General features: G+C 63.4%; 12 protein-coding genes and 1 pseudogene. 7 read left to right on the top strand and 6 right to left on the bottom strand.

What is annotated here, in order from left to right; genetic code table 11:
- Positions 1 to 10 precede the first annotated feature (10 nt).
- From J3P88_RS25825 to J3P88_RS25845, 5 genes are all read left to right on the top strand, one after another.
- A complete protein-coding gene (locus tag J3P88_RS25825) occupies positions 11 to 913 on the top strand; it encodes a glycine betaine ABC transporter substrate-binding protein (RefSeq protein WP_434572364.1) in 903 nt (300 codons plus the stop codon).
- A 15-nt stretch (positions 914 to 928) separates the two neighbouring features.
- The gene (locus tag J3P88_RS25830; protein ID WP_030139812.1) at positions 929 to 1,582 is read left to right on the top strand and encodes an ABC transporter permease; all 654 of its coding nucleotides are present in this window, start codon (positions 929 to 931) and stop codon (positions 1,580 to 1,582) included.
- Entirely contained in the window at positions 1,579 to 2,736 is a 1,158-nt protein-coding gene (locus J3P88_RS25835; protein WP_186729514.1) for an osmoprotectant ABC transporter ATP-binding protein OsmV, read from the top strand. Before J3P88_RS25830 ends, J3P88_RS25835 begins: the two co-directional genes overlap by 4 nt.
- A 484-nt stretch (positions 2,737 to 3,220) precedes the next feature.
- Entirely contained in the window at positions 3,221 to 4,384 is a 1,164-nt protein-coding gene (locus J3P88_RS25840; protein WP_434572367.1) for a type III PLP-dependent enzyme, read from the top strand.
- A 517-nt stretch (positions 4,385 to 4,901) separates the two neighbouring features.
- The gene (locus tag J3P88_RS25845) at positions 4,902 to 7,427 is read left to right on the top strand and encodes a PepSY domain-containing protein (protein ID WP_434576614.1); all 2,526 of its coding nucleotides are present in this window, start codon (positions 4,902 to 4,904) and stop codon (positions 7,425 to 7,427) included.
- 137 nt (positions 7,428 to 7,564) lie between these two features.
- Here J3P88_RS25845 and J3P88_RS25850 read toward each other — a convergent pair whose 3' ends face one another.
- From J3P88_RS25850 to ptsP, 4 genes are all read right to left on the bottom strand, one after another.
- Entirely contained in the window at positions 7,565 to 9,106 is a 1,542-nt protein-coding gene (locus J3P88_RS25850; protein WP_434572369.1) for an alkaline phosphatase D family protein, read from the bottom strand.
- A 195-nt stretch (positions 9,107 to 9,301) separates the two neighbouring features.
- On the bottom strand, positions 9,302 to 11,047 hold the full coding sequence (locus J3P88_RS25855) for a PTS fructose-like transporter subunit IIB (RefSeq protein WP_434572371.1): 1,746 nt from the start codon (positions 11,045 to 11,047) through the stop codon (positions 9,302 to 9,304).
- A gap of 14 nt (positions 11,048 to 11,061) precedes the next feature.
- Entirely contained in the window at positions 11,062 to 12,003 is a 942-nt protein-coding gene (gene pfkB / locus J3P88_RS25860) for a 1-phosphofructokinase (protein ID WP_434572373.1), read from the bottom strand.
- Complete coding sequence (gene ptsP, locus J3P88_RS25865; protein ID WP_434572375.1) at positions 12,003 to 14,867, bottom strand: phosphoenolpyruvate--protein phosphotransferase; 2,865 nt, start codon at positions 14,865 to 14,867, stop codon at positions 12,003 to 12,005. The genes pfkB and ptsP overlap by 1 nt, the downstream gene beginning before the upstream one ends.
- 288 nt (positions 14,868 to 15,155) lie before the next feature.
- On the opposite strand from ptsP, the gene cra reads away from it, so the two are divergent.
- A complete protein-coding gene (cra, locus tag J3P88_RS25870) occupies positions 15,156 to 16,151 on the top strand; it encodes a catabolite repressor/activator (RefSeq protein WP_434572377.1) in 996 nt (331 codons plus the stop codon).
- A gap of 20 nt (positions 16,152 to 16,171) precedes the next feature.
- Positions 16,172 to 16,948, top strand: a complete 777-nt coding sequence (locus J3P88_RS25875; RefSeq protein WP_434572379.1) for a TatD family hydrolase — start codon at positions 16,172 to 16,174, stop codon at positions 16,946 to 16,948.
- 116 nt (positions 16,949 to 17,064) lie between these two features.
- Here the strand turns inward: J3P88_RS25875 and J3P88_RS25880 are convergent, their stop codons facing one another.
- Positions 17,065 to 17,994, bottom strand: a complete 930-nt coding sequence (locus J3P88_RS25880; RefSeq protein WP_434576616.1) for a methyl-accepting chemotaxis protein — start codon at positions 17,992 to 17,994, stop codon at positions 17,065 to 17,067.
- A pseudogene (locus J3P88_RS25885) lies at positions 17,971 to 19,062 on the bottom strand (methyl-accepting chemotaxis protein); the annotation flags it as partial. The pseudogene J3P88_RS25885 and the gene J3P88_RS25880, both read right to left, overlap by 24 nt.
- Positions 19,063 to 19,232: the final 170 nt, after the last annotated feature.

Raw genomic sequence — 19,232 nt, forward strand, 5'->3', positions numbered from 1 at the left:
AGGAATCGTTATGAAGAAGTTGAGCTTGATCCTGGGCTGCCTGTTGCTGTTCGCAGGGTTTGCCCAAGCCGCAGAAAAACCGCTGATCCGCCTCGGCGCACGTGTCTTTACCGAACAGACCTTGCTGGCGGAAATCACCGCCCAATTCCTGCGCAGCAAAGGCTACGACGCGCAGATTACCGGCGGCCTGGGCAGCAACCTGGCCCGCAGCGCCCATGAAACCGGGCAATTGGATCTACTTTGGGAATACACCGGCGTGTCACTGGTTTCCTACAACCATGTCACCGAGAAGCTCGACAGCGCCCAGTCCTACACCCGGGTGAAAGAACTCGACGCGAAAAAAGGCCTGGTCTGGCTCGCTCCGTCGAAATTCAGCAACACCTACGCCTTGGCCCTGCCGGAGAAAGTCGCGAAGCAATACCCGCAGATCAACTCCATCAGCCAGTTGAACACCGTGTTGCAGGCCGAGGCCGACGAGAACCATCTGGTGGCCCTGGACACCGAGTTCGCCAACCGCTCCGACGGTCTGGCCGGCATGGTCGAGCAGTACGGCATGAACCTGACCCGCAAGAATATCCGGCAGATGGATGCGGGCCTGGTCTACACCGCCCTGCGCAACAGCCAAGTCTTCGCCGGCCTGGTCTACACCACCGACGGGCGCCTGAATGCGTTCAAATTGAAGCTGCTGGAAGACGACAAGCACTACTTCCCCGACTACACCGCCGCGCCGGTGGTGCGCCAGGCATTCCTCGACGCGCACCCGCAACTGGCCGCGCAGCTCAAGCCGCTGGCCGAACTGTTCGACGACGAAACCATGCGCCAGCTCAACGCCCGGGTGGACGTCGATCATGAAAGCCCTTCCGCCGTTGCCGCCGATTTCCTGCGCCAGCATTCGCTGCTCTCAACTCAATGACCTGGAGGAAAAGCCATGGATTTTCTTGACGCCTTTTCCCATCTGGACTGGCCGCTGGTGCTGCACCTGACCTGGCAGCACATCACCCTGGTGGGCATCGCCGTGACCCTGGCGATTGTCATCGGTGTGCCACTGGGCATTTTCATGACCCGTTTCCCGGCGCTTGCCGGCCCTCTGCAAGCCAGCGCCACGGTGCTGCTGACGATCCCGTCAATCGCGCTGTTCGGCCTACTCTTGCCGTTCTACTCCAAGTTCGGCCAAGGCCTGGGGCCAATGCCGGCGATCACCGCGGTGTTTCTCTATTCGCTGTTGCCGATCATGCGCAACACCTACCTGGCCCTGACCGGCGTCGAACCGGGCATCCGTGAAGCCGCCCGCGGCATCGGCATGACCTTCGGCCAGCGCCTGCGCATGGTCGAACTGCCCATCGCCGTGCCGGTGATCCTGGCCGGCGTGCGCACCGCCGTAGTGATGAACATCGGCGTCATGACCATCGCCGCCACCATCGGCGCCGGTGGCCTGGGCGTGCTCATCCTCGCTTCCATCAGCCGCAGCGACATGTCGATGCTGATCGTCGGCGCCGTGCTGGTCAGCCTCCTGGCCATCTTCGCCGACCTGCTTCTGCAATGGCTGCAACGCTCGCTGACTCCAAAAGGACTCCTCAAATGATCGAACTTCAAAACCTCAGCAAAACCTTCAAGAGCAACGGCAAGGATGTAAAAGCCGTGGACTCGGTGAACCTGACCGTCAACGAAGGCGAGATCTGCGTGTTCCTCGGGCCGTCGGGCTGCGGCAAAAGCACCACGCTGAAGATGATCAATCGCCTGATCCCGCCCACTTCGGGCAAGGTGTTGATCAACGGTGAAGACACCACCGGCCTGGACGAAGTGACCCTGCGCCGCAACATCGGTTATGTGATCCAGCAGATCGGCCTGTTCCCGAACATGACCATCGAGGAAAACATCACCGTGGTTCCGCGCCTGCTCGGCTGGGACAAGCAGAAATGCCACGACCGCGCCCGCGAGCTCATGAGCATGATCAAGCTCGAACCCAAGCAGTACCTGCATCGCTACCCCCGCGAACTGTCCGGTGGTCAGCAGCAGCGGATCGGCGTGATCCGGGCCCTGGCGGCCGATGCGCCGCTGCTGCTGATGGACGAGCCCTTCGGCGCGGTGGACCCGATCAACCGCGAGATGATCCAGAACGAGTTCTTCGAGATGCAACGGGCGCTGAACAAGACCGTGATCATGGTCAGCCACGACATCGACGAGGCCATCAAGCTGGGGGACAAGATCGCGATCTTCCGCGCCGGCAAGCTGGTGCAATGCGATCACCCGGACACGCTGCTGGCGCATCCGGCCGACGAGTTCGTCAGCAACTTCGTTGGTCAGGACAGCACGCTCAAGCGGCTGTTGCTGGTCAAGGCCGAAGACGCGGCGGACAACGCCCCGTCGGTCAGCCCCGAGACGCCGGTGGCCGAGGCGTTGGAACTGATGGACGAACACGACCGGCGCTACGTGGTGGTCACCTGTGCCGAGAACAAGGCCCTGGGTTACGTCCGCCGTCGCGACCTGCACCGCCAGACCGGCACGTGCGGACAATACCTGCGGGAATTCAACGCCACCGCCGCCTACGACGAACACCTGCGGATCCTGCTGTCGCGCATGTACGAGTTCAACCGCTCGTGGCTGCCGGTGCTGGACGCCGAGCGGGTGTTCCTTGGCGAAGTGACCCAGGAATCGATTGCCGAGTACCTGAGCTCGGGGCGCTCGCGCGGGGGCAAGACCAGCATTGTCTCGCCGGCCGAGACTGCCTCAGCCTAGTCAACGGCGACTGCCATTGTGGCGAGGGAGCTTGCTCCCGCTGGGTCGCGCAGCGGCCCCAAAAAAGCGATGAGCGCTTCGCACTCAAGCGGGAGCAAGCTCCCTCGCCACAAAGGCAAAAGCCATATCGAGCAGGCTCGAATACCAATCCGGGGGAACATCAACCTGTCACACCGGTCGGTTACATCATGAGCTGTCGCGGGCCGCACGACGGAGACGTGCAAAAACGCGACATTTTTAGTTGATCTCAGGCCCCTCACGCCCTAAAGTTCGCGCCGAACGTCCATGCTGGAAACGATCCATCCGGCTCAAGTACTGACGACGAGACAGCAAGGCCAAGGGAATCAAGCGTCCCATGGCCTTTTTGCTTTCGGCGACATGCCTTGGGAAGTAGGCGAACCAAAGTGGGGATACGGAGGACGTTCGCGAGGGTTGCTGCCCTCAAACCCATTGATCCTGATGTTTGCCAGTAGGAGTCCCAAGTATGTCGATCCAGGTCGAAGATTATTTCGCGCGCGAAACTTTCCAGAAAATGAAAGCGTTCGCCGACAAGCAGGAAACCCCGTTCGTGGTGATCGACACCGCGATGATCTCCCAGGCCTATGACGACCTGCGCGCCGGTTTCGAATTCGCCAAGGTCTACTACGCCGTCAAGGCCAACCCGGCGGTGGAAATCATCGACCTGCTCAAGGGGAAAGGCTCGAACTTCGACATCGCCTCGATCTATGAGCTGGACAAGGTCATGAGCCGTGGCGTCGGCCCGGATCAGATCAGCTACGGCAACACCATCAAGAAATCCAAGGACATTCGCTACTTCTACGAGAAGGGTGTGCGCCTGTACGCCACCGACTCCGAAGCCGACCTGCGCAACATCGCCAAGGCCGCGCCGGGCTCGAAGGTCTATGTGCGGATTCTCACCGAAGGCTCGACCACCGCTGACTGGCCGTTGTCGCGCAAGTTCGGCTGCCAGACCGACATGGCCATGGACCTGCTGATCCTGGCCCGCGACCTGGGCCTGGTGCCGTACGGCATTTCGTTCCACGTCGGCTCGCAACAGCGCGACATCAGCGTCTGGGACGCGGCCATCGCCAAGGTCAAGGTGATCTTCGAGCGTTTGAAGGAAGAAGACGGCATCGTCCTGAAGCTGATCAACATGGGTGGCGGCTTTCCGGCCAACTACATCACCCGCACCAACAGCCTGGAAACCTACGCCGAGGAAATCATCCGCTTCCTCAAGGAAGACTTCGGTGACGACCTGCCGGAAATCATCCTGGAGCCGGGCCGTTCGTTGATCGCCAACGCCGGGATCCTGGTCAGCGAAGTGGTGCTGGTGGCGCGCAAGTCCCGTACCGCTGTCGAGCGTTGGGTGTACACGGATGTGGGCAAGTTCTCCGGCCTGATCGAAACCATGGACGAAGCCATCAAGTTCCCGATCTGGACCGAGAAGAAAGGCGAGATGGAAGAAGTGGTCATCGCTGGCCCGACTTGCGACAGCGCCGACATCATGTATGAGAACTACAAGTACGGGTTGCCGTTGAACCTGGCCATTGGTGATCGCCTGTATTGGCTGTCGACCGGGGCCTATACCACCAGCTATAGCGCGGTGGAATTCAATGGCTTTCCGCCGCTGAAATCGTTTTACGTGTGATGTGTTTGGGCGTTTGAGCTCGTAGCTCTTGCCCTGTTGCGTAATAAAAAACGGCGCTTTTCAGAAATGAAAGGCGCCGTTTTTTTTCCGGTCGCACTCCGCTCCAATCGTGGGAGCGAGCCTGCTCGCGAAGGCGGTGTTCCAGTCGGCGAAGATGTTGGATGTACCGGCCTCTTCGCGAGCAAGCCCGCTCCCACAGGGGGATTGGGTGCACATGGGTTTTGTGTCTGCTAAAAATCCAATGTGGGAGCGAGCCTGCTCGCGAAGGCGGTGTCCCAGTTGGCGAAAATGTTGGATGTACTGGCCTCATCGCGAGCCTGCTCGCGAAGGCGGTGTTCCAGTCGGCGAAGATGTTGGATGTACCGGCCTCTTCGCGAGCAGGCTCGCTCCCACAGGATTTCGTCGCCTGCCCGTTCATGCAAATGATCGAGGCTTTTAGGTGTGTTTATGAATGCTTCTCGATAACACACGGCATAATGCACGCCGTGATGAACAGTAAATGAACAAGGCAGGCGACGTGTTGAAGAAAACCCTGTTCCAGTTGCACTGGTTTTTCGGCATCAGTGCCGGGCTGGTCCTGGCGTTGATGGGCGTTACCGGGGCGGTGGTGTCGTTCCAGGATGAAATCCTGCGGGCCTTGAACCCGCAGGTGCTGACGGTGGCGAAACAGCCGGCCGGCGTCCTGCCGCCCGCCGAACTGGTGGAACAGATCGAAGCCGCCGCCGGTAAGACCGTCGCCATGCTCTGGGTCGAGACCGACAGCGGCAACGCCGCACGGGTGATCTTCGCCGCGCCCCCCGGGGAAAAGCGCGGCGCCATGCGCTATTTCAACCCCTACACCGCACAGTTCATGGGTGAGGTGACCGGCCAGGATTTCTTCGGCCTGATGCTCAGGCTGCACCGCGTCCTGACCCTGGACGACGTGGGTCGGCAGATCACCGGTGCCTGCACGCTGATCCTGGTGTTCTTCTGCCTGTCCGGGTTGTACCTGCGCTGGCCGCGCCAGTGGAAAAACTGGCGCGCCTGGCTGACCCTCGATTGGCGAAAAAAAGGCCGCGGCTTCAATTGGGACCTGCACTCCGTGGCGGGCACCTGGTGCCTGGTGTTTTATCTGCTGGCGGCCCTGACCGGGCTGACCTGGTCCTACGAGTGGTACAACAAAGGCGTGACCCGCCTGCTCTCCGATTCACCTAAAGAGGAACGGGTGCGCAATCGTGGCCCGGCGCCGAGCGGTCCACTTCCCGTGGCCGATTACCGGGCCATGTGGAGCAGCATCTACAGCGCCGCCGGCCCGGGGCTGTCGGCCTATAACGTGCGCATGCCGCCCGTGGCCGGGCAACCGGCGACCGTGTTCTACCTGCTGAAAAACTCGCCCCACGACCGGGCACTGAACCAGCTCATCCTCGACCCGGCCACTGGCGTCGTCAGCCGGCACAGCCGCTACAGCGACAAGAGCCTCAAGGCACAGTTGCTCACCAGCGTCTATGCCCTGCATATCGGTAGCTATTTCGGCTTGGTCGGGCGGATCCTGGTCACCGTGGCCGCGCTGACCATGCCGCTGTTCTTCATCACCGGCTGGTTGCTGTACCTGGACCGTCGCCGCAAGCAGCGCCAGGCCAGAAACGCCCGCCAGGCCCTGAGCGCCAACCCGACCGATGCACCGGCCTGGCTGATCGGTTTCGCCAGCCAAAGCGGTTTCGCCGAGCGACTGGCCTGGCAGACCGCCGGCCAACTCCAGGCCGCCGGCTTGCCCGTGAACGTCCAGCCACTGGCCGGTGTGCGTGAGCAAGACCTGAACAACGCCACCCACGCACTGTTTGTCGTCAGCACCTTCGGCGACGGCGAAGGCCCGGACAGTGCCCGTGGTTTCGAACGCAAGGTCTTGGGCCAAGCCTTGAGCCTGGAGCGCCTGCAGTATTCGGTGCTGGGCCTGGGCGACCGTCAATATGAACATTTCTGCGGCTTCGCCCGGCGACTGCACGCCTGGCTGGCGGAACACGGCGGCAAGACCCTGTTCGCGCCGGTGGAAGTCGACAGTGGCGACCCTTACGCCCTGCGTCACTGGCAACAACAACTGGCCGAACTGACCGGACACGCGCCCGCGCAGACCTGGCAGGCCCCCCGCTTCGAAAACTGGACGCTGAGCCAACGCACCCTGCTCAACCCCGACAGCAGCGGCTCAGGCGTGTACCTGCTGGGCCTCACCGCCCCCGGGCCGAGCAGTTGGCTGGCCGGTGACCTGGTGGAAATCCTGCCGCGCAATGACCTGTCGGCCATCGAACATTTCCTCGATGGCCTCGGCCTCGCCGGCCACGCGCGCGTGCAGGTCGATGACCTGTCCCAGAGCCTCGACCAGGCCCTGGCGACCCGCCAGTTGCCGGAAAACCGCGCCCATCTGGTCGGCCTGCATGCCCAGGCCCTGGTGGATGCGCTGGCACCGCTGGCGATACGCGAATATTCCATCGCCTCGATCCCGGCCGACGGCGTGCTGGAGCTGATCGTGCGCCAGGAACGCCACCCCGACGGCAGCCTGGGCGTCGGTTCCGGCTGGTTGACCGAGCACGCAGCGCTGGGCAGCGCCATCAGCCTGCGACTGCGCCGCAACAGCAGCTTCCACCTACCGGCCCAGGGCGTGCCGATGATCCTGCTGGGCAACGGCACCGGCCTGGCGGGCCTGCGCAGCCTGCTCAAGGCCCGCGTCACCGAAGGCATGCAGCGCAACTGGCTGCTGTTTGGCGAGCGCAATCGCGAGCACGATTTCCACTGCCGTGATGAGCTGCAGGAATGGGTGACCTCCGGCGACCTGGAACGCCTGGACCTGGCGTTCTCCCGGGATCAGAAGCAGAAGATCTACGTCCAGGACCGCCTGCTGGAATCGGCCGCGCTGCTCAAGCAATGGCTGGCCGACGGTGCGGTGATCTATGTCTGCGGCAGCTTGCAGGGCATGGCCTCCGGCGTGGACCACGTGCTCAACAGCGTGCTGGGGCGCGAGGCCGTGGAACGGCTGATCGAGCAGGGGCGGTATCGACGGGATGTTTACTGACAAACTTCAAGAACACACAACATCCTGTGGGAGCGGGCTTGCTCGCGAAGGCGGCGTGTCAGACAACACGTCTGCCAACTGACACACCGCCTTCGCGAGCAAGCCCGCTCCCACAGGGGAACTCTGTGATCCTTGGTTCAAACCGGCTGCAACTTCTTCTCGAACACCGCCACGCCCTCCAGATCCCGCAACACCACGCCCATCTCCCCGCTCTGCCCGTCGATGTTCACCTCGCCAAAGAACTGATACCCGGCGAATGGCGAGGTGTTCTGGGCCGGCGGGGCTTTCTGGAACACCACCTCCGGGCCGAAGGTCTTGTCCAGGGCGTTGGGCCCGAAGCTGCCGGCGTTCAATGGCCCGGCGACGAACTCCCAGAACGGTTCGAAATCCTGGAACGCGGCCTGTTCGGGGTGGTAGTGATGGGCGGCGCAATAGTGAACGTCGGCGGTGAGCCAGACGTAGTTGCGCACCTGATGCTTGCGCAGGTAACCGAGCAGTTCGGCGATTTCCACTTCGCGCCCCTGGGCCGCGCCCGGGTCACCATTGGCGACCGCTTCCCAGCGTGGCACGCCGGGGCTGACCTCGCCGTCCGGCACACCGAGGCCGATGGGCATGTCGGCGGCGATGACTTTCCACTGGGCCCGGGACTGCTTCAACTCGCGCTTGAGCCAATTCAACTGCTCACGCCCCAGGAACGGTTTGGCCGCGCCGAGGTTGGCGTCGTTGGCTTCGCGGTAGCTGCGCATGTCCAGCACGAACACATCCAGCAGCGGCCCGTAACCGAGCTTGCGGTAGATGCGTCCGCCGCCGTCGGCCTTCTGCCGGCGCATCGGCGCGTATTCCAGCCAGGCCTGGCGCGCACGGCCCACGAGGCTGTGGATATCCTTGGTCTGGTAGCGCTCGTCCAGTTGCTTGCCCGGCGACCAGTTGTTGACCACCTCATGGTCGTCCCACTGCCAGATTTGCGGCACCTCGGCGTTGAAACGGCGGACGTTTTCGTCCATCAGGTTGTAACGATAGTTGCCACGATATTCATCCAGGGTTTCGGCGACCTTGCTCTTGGCTTCGGTGGTGAGGTTACGCCAGATGCGACCGCCCTCCGTGGTCACCTGCGCGGGCACCGGGCCGTCGGCGTAGATGGTGTCGCCACTGTGGATAAAGAAATCCGGCAGGCGCAGGCGCATGGCTTCGTAGATGCGCATGCCGCCGATGTCCGGGTTGATGCCGAAGCCCTGGCCGACCGTGTCACCGCTCCAGACAAACCGGATGTCGCGCTTGAACTGCGGCACGCTGCGCAGGTGGCCGAGCCAGGGTTCGCTGGCGACGCCGCTCTGGGCATCTTCGAAATGCACCCGGTAGAAAATCGCCTGGTCGCGGGGCAGCCCGGTGAGTTCGACCCGAGCGGTGAAATCGCTGCGGGCATCGACCATGGGTGAGACGAAGCGGCGGGGATTGCTGAACTTGCTGCGGGTGTCCCACTCCACCACCATCCGCGCCGGACGGTCGCTGCGGCTCCAGATCATCGCCCGGTCGCCCTGCAAATCGCCAGACTGCACACCGTCGGTGAGCACCGGCCGATCCTTGACCGAAGCGATCACCGCCGGCGCCAGCCCCGGCAACAACAACCCCGCCCCCACGGCTTGCATTACACGACGACGGCCCAGGTCGAATTCGCTCATGGTGTTCTCCCTTGAAATGGGAAAACTTAAGCATGGGAGTGTGAAGTGGGTGTGACAGGAACTCATGAACACCGCATAACGAAATGTGGGAGCGGGCTTGCTCGCGAATGCGGTGTGTCAGCCAACGAAAATGCTGTCTGACACGCCGCCTTCGCGAGCAAGCCCGCTCCCACAGGTAGGGTGGTGTAACTTAAATCAGGCCTTGGCCGGCTCCAACGCCATCTCTACCACCTCAGGCCGCTTGAGCAGCGCATACGCCACCGCCGTCAGCAGGCTCCCCGCCACGATCGCCAGCAGGTACAACAGCGCATGGTTGATGGCGTTGGGGATCAGCATCACGAACAGGCCGCCGTGGGGGGCCATGAGCTTGCAGCCGAAGTACATCGACAGCGCACCGGTCAGCGCGCCGCCGGCGATGCTGGCCGGGATCACCCGCAGCGGATCCTTGGCCGCGAACGGGATTGCACCTTCGGAGATAAAGCACAGCCCCAGCACCAGCGCCGCTTTACCGGCCTCGCGTTCGGTCTGGGCGAATTTGCGCCGGGCGATGAACGTGGCGATCCCCAGGCCAATGGGCGGCACCATGCCTGCAGCCATGGCCGCGGCCATCGGTGCATAACTCTGGGACGCCAGCAGCCCCACGGAAAATGCATAGGCAGCCTTGTTGATCGGCCCGCCGAGGTCGACGCACATCATCGCCCCCAGCAACACGCCCAACAGGATCGCATTGGTGGTGCCCATGCTGTCGAGGAAGTGGGTCAGGGCTTCGAGCATGCCCGCCACCGGTTTGCCGACGATGTAGATCATCACCAGGCCGGTGAACAGGCTCGCCAGCAGCGGAATGATCAGGATCGGCTTGAGCGCTTCCAGGCTCTGGGGCAGACGCGCATAGCGGTTGATCGCCTTGGCCGTGTAACCGGCCAGGAAACCGGCGATGATCCCGCCAATGAAGCCGGCGCCGAGGGTGCTCGCCAGCAACCCGCCGATCATGCCTGGCGCCAGGCCTGGCCGGTCAGCGATGGAATAGGCGATGTAGCCGGCCAGCAGCGGCACCATCAATTTGAACGCGGTTTCGCCGCCGATTTGCATCAGCGCCGCCGCCAGGGTTCCAGGTTCCTTGAAGGCCTCGATGCCGAACACGAACGACAAAGCGATCATCAAACCACCGGCCACCACCATCGGCAACATGAACGATACGCCCGTCAGCAGGTGCTTATAGGCACCGCTTTTTTCCGTTTTCGCCGGCCCCGAAGCGGCGCCACTCGCCCCACTTTCCTGGCGGCCTTCGGCCAAGGCTTTTTTCAACGTGGCTTCGGCCTGTTTCAAGGCAATGCCGGTGCCACAACGATAAATTTTCTTGCCGGCAAAACGTTCGGTGGCGACTTCGATATCGGTCGCCAGCAGTACCACATCGGCCTCGGCGATCGCCTCGGGGCTCAACGGATTGCGCGCGCCCACCGAGCCTTGGGTTTCGATCTTCAGGTCGTAACCCAAGCGCGCCGCCGCCTGCTGCAAGGCTTCGGCGGCCATGAAGGTGTGGGCCACGCCAGTCGGGCAAGCCGTGATCGCCACCAGGCGTGGAGCGCGCTCGGTCGGAGTCGCCGGTTCTTGCGCGAACACGTCGGCCTCGCCCAGGACCTCAGCTTCTTCGGCGCCACGACGCAGCACCGCATCAACGTCCTGGAGAGCCAGGGCCGGTGTGCTGCGGAACACCCGCTTGCCAACGAACCGCGACAGGTCCACCGGGCCGCTGGCGACCAGCAACACCCACTCGGCCGCTTCGAGGGTCGCCGCCGACAACTGGCGCTCCGGATGGGCCGCATCATGGACTTCGACACTGGTGCTCCAACCCTGGCGCTGCGCCGCAGCGTCCAGCAGGCGGGCGCACAACACACTGGTAACCATGCCGTTCGGGCAGGCCGTCACAATGGCTAGTTTCATTCTTGCTAACCCTCTTATTGTTCTGTCAGGGGGCGCACGCGCACGCCCTGTTCAAGCGACGCCAGCAATGCGGTGTCGTGGATGCCAAAACCGATCTGCGTGACGGCCATGGCAGCGATGGCCGTGGCGGTGCGCAGCGTCTGCTCCGGGGTGTCGGCACTGAGCAGGCCGTGCAGCATGCCCGCCAGCAGCGAATCGCCGGCGCCCACGGTGCTGGCAACCGTCACCTTGGGTGGCGAAGCATGCAGCGCCGAACCGACACTGAACCAGTTCACGCCATCGGCTCCGTGGGAAATCACCACATGTTCGACACCCTGGGCATGCAGGCGCTGCGCCGCTTGCGCCTGGGCCGCTTCGCTGACCACCTCGCAACCCAGCGCATCGGCCAGTTCCTCGGTGTTCGGCTTGATCAGCCACGGCCCCGCCGCCAGGGCGACGCGCAAGGCTTCGCCACTGGTGTCGAGGGCCACGTTCAGGCCGAGTTTTTTCAGGCGCAGGATCAGCGCCTGCAACCACTGTGGGCTGACGCCACGGGGCAGGCTGCCGGCCACCACAACCACCTCGTGGCCGGGAGCGATTTGCTCAAGGCGCGCCAGCAACGCTTGCTGCGCGGCTTCGTCGACCATCGGCCCCGGGCCATTGAGGTCGGTGATACGTCCGTCCTGCTCGGCCAGCTTGATGTTGCTGCGAGTCTCGCCGGGGACACGGATAAAGGCGTCGACAAAACCACGCTGGGCAAACAGCGTCTCGAACACTTGGGCATTGTCTTCGCCCAAAAAACCACTGACCGTCAGCGTATGACCAAGATCGGCCAACACCTGGGCCACGTTCACGCCCTTGCCGGCGGCGTGGGCATGCATGCCGTCGCTGCGGTTGACCTGGCCCGGCTCCAGGCGCGCCAACTCCACCGTGAGGTCGAGCGCCGGGTTGAGGGTCAGGGTAAGAATCTTCGCCATTACAGCGCCTCCACTAATGCGCGCACATCATCGGCGCTGCCCACGGCCAAAGCCTCTTGGGCCAGGGTTTGTACTTGCGCCAGGCTCAACTCGCGGACCCGCGCCTTGACCTCGGCAATACTGCGGGCCGAGACACTCAGTTCGTCCACGCCCAGGCCCACCAGCACCGGCACCGCCAGTGGGTCGGCCGCCAGTTCGCCACACACACCGACCCATTTGCCATGGGCATGGGCGGCGCGCACGGTGATATCGATCAGTTGCAGCACCGCCGGGTGCAAGCCATCGGCCTGGGCCGAAAGGGTCGGGTGACCACGGTCGATCGCCAGGGTGTATTGCGTCAGGTCGTTGGTGCCGACGCTGAAGAAATCGACTTCCTTGGCGAGCACCGGCGCCAGCAACGCGGCGGACGGCACTTCGATCATGATCCCCAGTTGCAGGTCTGCCACGGGGATTTCCCGGCGCAGGCGCTCGGTCATGTCCCGGGCCTGGCGCCACTCATCGACGCTGCCCACCATCGGGAACATGATCCGCAGCGGACGGCTGTCCGCCGAGCGCAACAAGGCCCGCAGTTGCGCTTCCATGACCTGCGGGCGCTGCAATGTCAGGCGAATGCCACGCACGCCGAGGAACGGGTTTTCTTCTTTCGCGATCGGCCAGTACGGCAGCGGCTTATCGCCGCCCACATCCAGCGTGCGCACCACCAGCGGCCGACCGGCCAGGCCATCGAGCACTTTGCGGTATTCGGCTTCCTGGGTCGCTTCATCCGGGGCCTCGTTGTGGGCCATGAAAATCAGTTCGGTGCGCAACAGGCCAATGCCTTCGGCGCCCTGCTCCACCGCGCTGGCGACGCCGGCGCTTTCGCCAATGTTGGCGAACACTTCCACGGCATGACCGTCACGGGTCACCGCCGGTTCGTGACGCTGCTCGGCGGCGATCTTGAGACGCTGCTCGCGGGTGTCGCGTTCTTCCTTGGCGCGCTGCAAAGTGGCGGCGTCAGGGTCCACGTGCAGGCGACCGCGTTGGCCATCCAGCAGCAACGATGTGCCCGGCGCCAGCAGCAACACCGCCGCACCGGCGCCCACCAGCGCCGGAATGCCCAGGGCGCGGGCGACAATGGCACTGTGGGCGGTGGCGCCACCACGGGCGGTGAGGATCCCCGCCACGCGAGCCGGGTCCAGACGGGCGACATCGGACGGGCCGACTTCGTCCATCACCAGGATGTAGGGTTGTTCGGGTTCAGCCGGGGTTTCGATGCCGCACAGCTGCGCCAGTACCCGACGGCCAACATCCCGCAGGTCGGCGGCACGTTCGGCCAGCAAGGCGTCCTGCAAGGCTTCCTGCTCTTTGGCGGCGGCTTCGATCACGCCCATCCACGCCGCTTGCGCACTCTCGCCCAGCTTCAAGCGGGTGTCGACTTCGTCGGTCAGTTCCGGGTCGTCGAGCATTTCCTGGTGGGTGATGAAAATCTCCCGGATGGCCTTGGCCTTGGCGCGTTCGATCAAGCCCTGGATATCGCGGCGCACCTGGTTCAAGGCGTTTTGCAGGCGCTCGCGCTCGATGGCTGCCGATTCACCGCGCATCGGATAATCGATGGCCTGCAACACTTGGATGTGGGCCGGGCCGATAGCGATGCCCGGGGCGGCGGCGACGGCCTGGATCAGGCTGCCGGCTTCGGGCGCCAACATGACGGTCGCGACTTCGGCCATTGCGGTTTCCCGTGGCGCACTCGGCGGCGGCAGCGGTTCGACTTCTTCGCCCAGGCCTTCTTCGATGGCCGCCAGCAGCGCCGGCAAGGCATCGGCGGCAATGCTCGGCTCGGCGATGAATTCCAGGACCTGGCCGCGACGGGCGCCCAGGCTCAGCAACTTGCTCAGGCTCTTGGCCGACACGGCGCTGTCCTGGCCGTCGACGATGCGCACGCGGATCTCGCCTTCGAAGCTTTTCGCCAATTGGGCGAGGATCTTCGCCGGACGTGCATGCAGACCATGGGCATTGGCCAGGCCGATGCGCGCGCTGGGCCAGTCGGCGGGTAATTCACCGCCGAGCACTTCCAGCACTTTGCGGCTGCTGGTGGCGCGGCCCAATTCGTGGCCGCGGCCTTCGATCAGCAGGGTGCAAAGCCTTTCCAGCAAGGCCTGGTGGGCCTCGCCGAGGCTGGCGAGGCAGAACAGACCGCTCAACGGTTGGCCCAGGTAACGGATGGGTTTGTCCGGGGTAACGAACGCCAGGCCCGGGCGCTTGACGGTCTGTTCGCTGTGCAGCCACCACAAGCCATCGCCCAGGGGCAGCGCATCGACTTGCTGCAACACGCCGGCAAAGCCGTTGCTCACGCAGTCGGCCTGGCGCAACAACCGAGCGCCGCGCCATACCAGTTCTTCAAAATCGTCAGCCGACACACCGAGGCCGATCATCTGCGCATCCAGGGCCAATTCCTGGGGCGCGCCTTGCAGCAGCTTCAGCAAGGCTTCGGCGGAACCGGCACGGCGCAGGGCCTGGCCCAGGTCCGTCTCGCCGAGGGCGCGGGTCAGCAGTTGCAGCAGGCGCAGGTGTTCGTCGGACTTGGCGGCGATGCCGATGGCCAGGTAGACAATCTGGCCGTCGCCCCAGTCCACGCCGTCGGGGAATTGCAGCAGGCGCACGCCGGTGGAATAGACCAGGTCGCGGGTCTGCGGGGTGCCGTGGGGGATGGCAATACCTTGGCCAAGAAAGGTCGAACCCTGGGCTTCGCGAGCCTGCAAGCCGGCGAGGTAACCCTCGGCCACCAGGCCATCGGCCACCAGTTTGTCGGCGAGCAATTGCAGTGCAGCGTCTTTATCCACAGCCGTCTGCGCCATGGATATCTGCTCTAGAGTGAGCTCGAGCATGCTTTCTCCTTTTTGGCGTCCGGTTGGCGCCAGGTATTGTTTTGAATGAATCAGCTTAGCGTTGCAGGACAGCTTTTGGCGGTATCGCGGCAGAGCGGCCAAAAATTCTGCTAGCCTTGAAAATACGCTTGCTGAAACGTTTAATCTAGAAAGATTGGCACGTTACTCGATAATCTCTCATCCTTGAAGTGCAACTTGTCGTAAGCGCTTGGACGGTGACCGTCAGCTTGAATCGGGTAGGATGGCCCTTATCGTCGGGGCTAACTCGAAAAAACAAGGAAAACCGGGTTGAAACTCAGTGATATTGCCCAACTGGCCGGTGTGTCCGTGACCACCGCCAGTTATGTGATCAACGGCAAGGCCGAACAGCAACGCATCAGCAGCGCCACCGTCGAACGGGTGCGGGCGGTGGTCGAGGAACACGGCTTCACGCCCAACCCCCAGGCCGCCGGACTGCGCAGCCGGCACACCCGGACCCTGGGCTTCATCCTGCCAGACCTGGAGAACCCCAGTTACGCCCGCATCGCCAAGTTGCTGGAACAAGGCGCACGGGCGCGGGGCTATCAGTTGCTGATCGCCAGTTCCGACGATGCACCTGAGAGTGAACGGCAACTGCTGCAATTGTTCCGTGCCCGGCGCTGCGATGCGTTGATCGTCGCCAGTTGCCTGCCGGCCGGCGACGACAGCTACCAGCAGTTGCAGGCCAAGGGCATTCCGATCATCGCCATCGACCGGGTGATGGAACCGGCGCATTTCTGCTCAGTGATCAGCGACGACCGCCAGGCCAGCCTGCACCTGACCCGCAGCCTGCTGGAGACCCACCCTCGGCAGATCGCCTTGATCAGCGCCCGTCCCGAGCTGAGCATCAGCCAGGAACGGGCCGCGGGCTTTCGCGAGGCCTTGGCCGGGTTCGAGGGCCAGGTGTTGATCGAACATGGCGAGTCGTTCAGCCGTGAGTGCGGCCGCCAGTTGATGGATGAAATGCTCGCGCGCCTGGGGCATCTGCCGGATGCGTTGATCACGACGTCCTACGTGCTGCTGCAAGGGGTGTTCGACGCCCTGCACGATTTCCCGCTCAAGGCGCGTCCGCTGCGCCTGGGCACGTTCGGTGACACGCAGTTGCTGGATTTCCTGCCGCTGCCGGTCAATGCCATGTCCCAGCAACATCAATTGATCGCCGACAAGGCCCTGGAACTGGCCCTGGCGGCCATCGAAAACGATGATTACCAGCCAGGCGTGCAGGCCATCGCGCGGACGTTCAAGCAGCGGATCCACCAGGGCTGACGTTTCTTCAGGATTGATGCATGGAGTTGATCGACACCCACACCCACCTGGATTTTCCGGACTTTGACGCGGATCGCCCGGCCCTGCTGGCCGAAAGCCGCGCCTTGGGCGTGCGGCAAATGGTGGTACTGGGCGTGTACCGAGACAATTGGCAGCAGGTCTGGGACCTGGTGCAAAGCGACCCGGACCTGCACGCCGCCTTGGGCCTGCACCCGGTGTACCTCGATCAGCACCAACCCGACGACGTGTCGCTGTTGCGCGAATGGCTGGGTCGCCTGGCCGGGCACCGGCAATTGTGTGCCGTGGGGGAAATCGGCCTGGATTACTACATCCCCACCCTGGACCGCGAACGCCAGCAGGCGCTATTCGAAGCACAGTTGCAACTGGCCGTGGAGTTCGAACTGCCGGCGCTGATCCACGTGCGCCGCAGCCATGCCGACGTGATCGCGACCCTCAAGCGCATGGGGCCCAAACGCGCAGGGATCATCCACGCCTTCGCCGGCAGTTTCGAAGAGGCCCGCGAATACATCAAGCTCGGCTTCAAACTCGGCCTGGGCGGTGCCGCGACTTGGCCCCAGGCCTTGCGCATGCACCGGGTGCTGGCGCAATTTCCGCTGGACGCGGTGGTGCTGGAAACCGACTCACCAGACATGGCCCCGGCGATGTTCCCCGGGCAACGCAACAGCCCGGCGCATTTGCCGGCGATTTGCGAGGCATTGGCGGGGATCATGGGGGTCAGCCCGGAGCGACTGGCCGAGGCCAGCACAGCCAATGCCCGCAAACTGTTCAACTGGTGATTCCTCCTGTGGGAGCGGGCTTGCTCGCGAAAGCGGAGTGTCAGACAACCTGTTTGTCGATTGGTACACCGCTTTCGCGAGCAAGCCCGCTCCCACATTGGATCGGCGACCGATAGCTACACCCGAAACGCATTGATCAACTGCTTGAGCTGCACCACCTGGGCGGACAAAGCACGGCTGGCGTCTTCGGTCTGGTGAGCGCCTTCGGCGGTGCGTTCGCCGGCGCGGTTGATCTCGACGATGTTCTGGTCGATGTCATGGGCCACGGCCGTCTGCTGTTCCACAGCGGCGGCGATCTGCTGGTTCTGGTCGACGATCATGCCGACCGCACCGAGGATATTTTCCAAGGCCTGCTGGACCTTTTCCGACTGGCCGACGGTGCCGCTGGCCATCTCGTGGCTAGTGCCCATCGCCTTGACGGCGGCACCGACACCGCCGTGCAGGCGGGTGATCATCGCTTCGATTTCTTCGGTCGATTGCTGGGTCCGCTTGGCCAGGGTCCGGACTTCATCGGCCACCACGGCAAAACCACGCCCCTGCTCACCGGCTCGGGCGGCTTCGATGGCGGCATTGAGGGCCAGCAGGTTGGTCTGTTCGGCGATGCTCTTGATCACATCCAGCACGCGGCTGATGGCCTGGCTGTCGGTCGCCAGTTGATTGATCACCTGCACCGACTGGTCGATCTCGCTGGCCAAGCGGGCGATGCTGCCCTGCTGGGACTCCACCAGCCCGCGCCCGCTGAGGGTTTCGTCGTTCACGCTGTGGGCGCTGCTCACCGCGGCGGCGGCACTGCGGGCCACTTCCTGGGCCGTGGCCGACATCTGGTTCATCGCCGTGGCCACCAGTTCGATCTGGCTGCGCTGGCCAGCGACAGCCTGGTTGCTCCGGGCCGATACCGTTTCCACCTGCCCGGCCTGGCGTTCGACTTCCGCGACGGTGCGACCGACCTGTTCGATCAGGTCGTGGATCTTCGCCACCGTACCGTTGAACACTTCACCCAATTCGCCCAGTTCATCCTGGCTACGGGCGACGAAATTGACCGTCATGTCCCCCGCCGCCACCTTATCCATCATCTGGCCCAGGTGTTGGAGGGTGGTGCGGGTCGACGCGTAGAAACCGGCGTACAGGTAGAAAATCAACAGGAACACCGCCATCAGCGCCACGGCTTGCAGCACCATATGGCTGCGATTCTGCTCCAGGCGCTGTTGCAACTGCACACCGAGAAAATCCTGGGTCGCTTCGTTCAATTGATAGGTCTGCGCCATCAAGCCGCTGACCTGATCAAAGAATGCCGGCCACGGCGCATCGAGGGTGTCGGCCATCACCACCTGCTCCTCGATCAGTTCCGAGGCTTTTTTCAGGGTGCCTTTGCTGCCGTCGGCCTGGGTGGCAAGGGCTTGTCCAGCCGCTTTGCTGGAACCGAGGGCGTCCTGCAGTTTCAAGTCGTACTCACCCTGGAGCTTTTCGATCTGCCCCAGCAACTCGTCGAAGCGGGTGCTCGACGCCGAATTGAGAAACCCCAGCCCCAACGAGGACGCACCCAGCGCCCGGCCTTCGCCGAGGATCTGGGTGACCTTGGGGGTGGTGCCGATGATCAGTTCGCTGAGCTGGCGGATGTCGCTCTGGTTGTCGCGGCTCAGCCCCGCCTGGCTGGCGATGATCTGGCTGAACATCTGGGCGCTGTTGAGCAATTTGCCGATCAACGCACTTTTGCTCTGCAGGGAGCTTTCAGCTTGCTGGGCCTTGAAAGCGCCAATCATCTCGTCACGCTTGGCCTCGAAGGCACTGACCTGCTCGGGCTCGATGGCCATGGCGGTCATGCCTTGCAGGCGCGTGAGGACCTGTTGTTCCAGGCTGCCGATCTTCGCCTCCACATCACCGGCCTTGCCGGACTGGCCCAGGCTGGCATTGATCTGCACCAGGTTGTTGAGGGTTTCCAGGTCCCGGCGCAGGGCCAGGCTGCTGCCCAGCAGGTCGAGGCTTTGCAGCTCCACCTGGGTGCCCTGGAATTCCCGATAGGAATCACGCACCAGAAAGAAGTTGGTCACCAGCATGGGCAGCAGGAACAGCACGCTGATCAGGCTGAACTTCATGCCGAAGCTCAGGCGGTTCATCAGCGCGACGGCGGGCCAGAGCAAACTCTTCACTAGGAAGTCTCCCGGTAGTGTTCTTATTGTTATGAGCGCGCGCACGGAGACAGCAGAAAGCCACTATTCGGGCGCTGTCCCTGTATAGCCTAAATCGGCGGGGAGATTTGTAACTTAAGGTTAACGAGAGAGATGGA

Source organism: Pseudomonas sp. Z3-6 (assembly GCF_051131985.1).
In the GTDB taxonomy this organism is placed as follows: domain Bacteria; phylum Pseudomonadota; class Gammaproteobacteria; order Pseudomonadales; family Pseudomonadaceae; genus Aquipseudomonas; species Aquipseudomonas zanjanensis.

Coding starts and splice junctions, on each gene's coding strand:
- J3P88_RS25825 (WP_434572364.1), top strand. CDS start 11: ATGAAGAAGTTGAGCTTGATCCTGGGCTGCCTGTTGCTGTTCGCAGGG.
- J3P88_RS25830 (WP_030139812.1), top strand. CDS start 929: ATGGATTTTCTTGACGCCTTTTCCCATCTGGACTGGCCGCTGGTGCTG.
- J3P88_RS25835 (WP_186729514.1), top strand. CDS start 1,579: ATGATCGAACTTCAAAACCTCAGCAAAACCTTCAAGAGCAACGGCAAG.
- J3P88_RS25840 (WP_434572367.1), top strand. CDS start 3,221: ATGTCGATCCAGGTCGAAGATTATTTCGCGCGCGAAACTTTCCAGAAA.
- J3P88_RS25850 (WP_434572369.1), bottom strand. CDS start 9,106: ATGAGCGAATTCGACCTGGGCCGTCGTCGTGTAATGCAAGCCGTGGGG.
- J3P88_RS25855 (WP_434572371.1), bottom strand. CDS start 11,047: ATGAAACTAGCCATTGTGACGGCCTGCCCGAACGGCATGGTTACCAGT.
- pfkB (WP_434572373.1), bottom strand. CDS start 12,003: ATGGCGAAGATTCTTACCCTGACCCTCAACCCGGCGCTCGACCTCACG.
- ptsP (WP_434572375.1), bottom strand. CDS start 14,867: ATGCTCGAGCTCACTCTAGAGCAGATATCCATGGCGCAGACGGCTGTG.
- J3P88_RS25875 (WP_434572379.1), top strand. CDS start 16,172: ATGGAGTTGATCGACACCCACACCCACCTGGATTTTCCGGACTTTGAC.
- J3P88_RS25880 (WP_434576616.1), bottom strand. CDS start 17,994: ATGACGGTCAATTTCGTCGCCCGTAGCCAGGATGAACTGGGCGAATTG.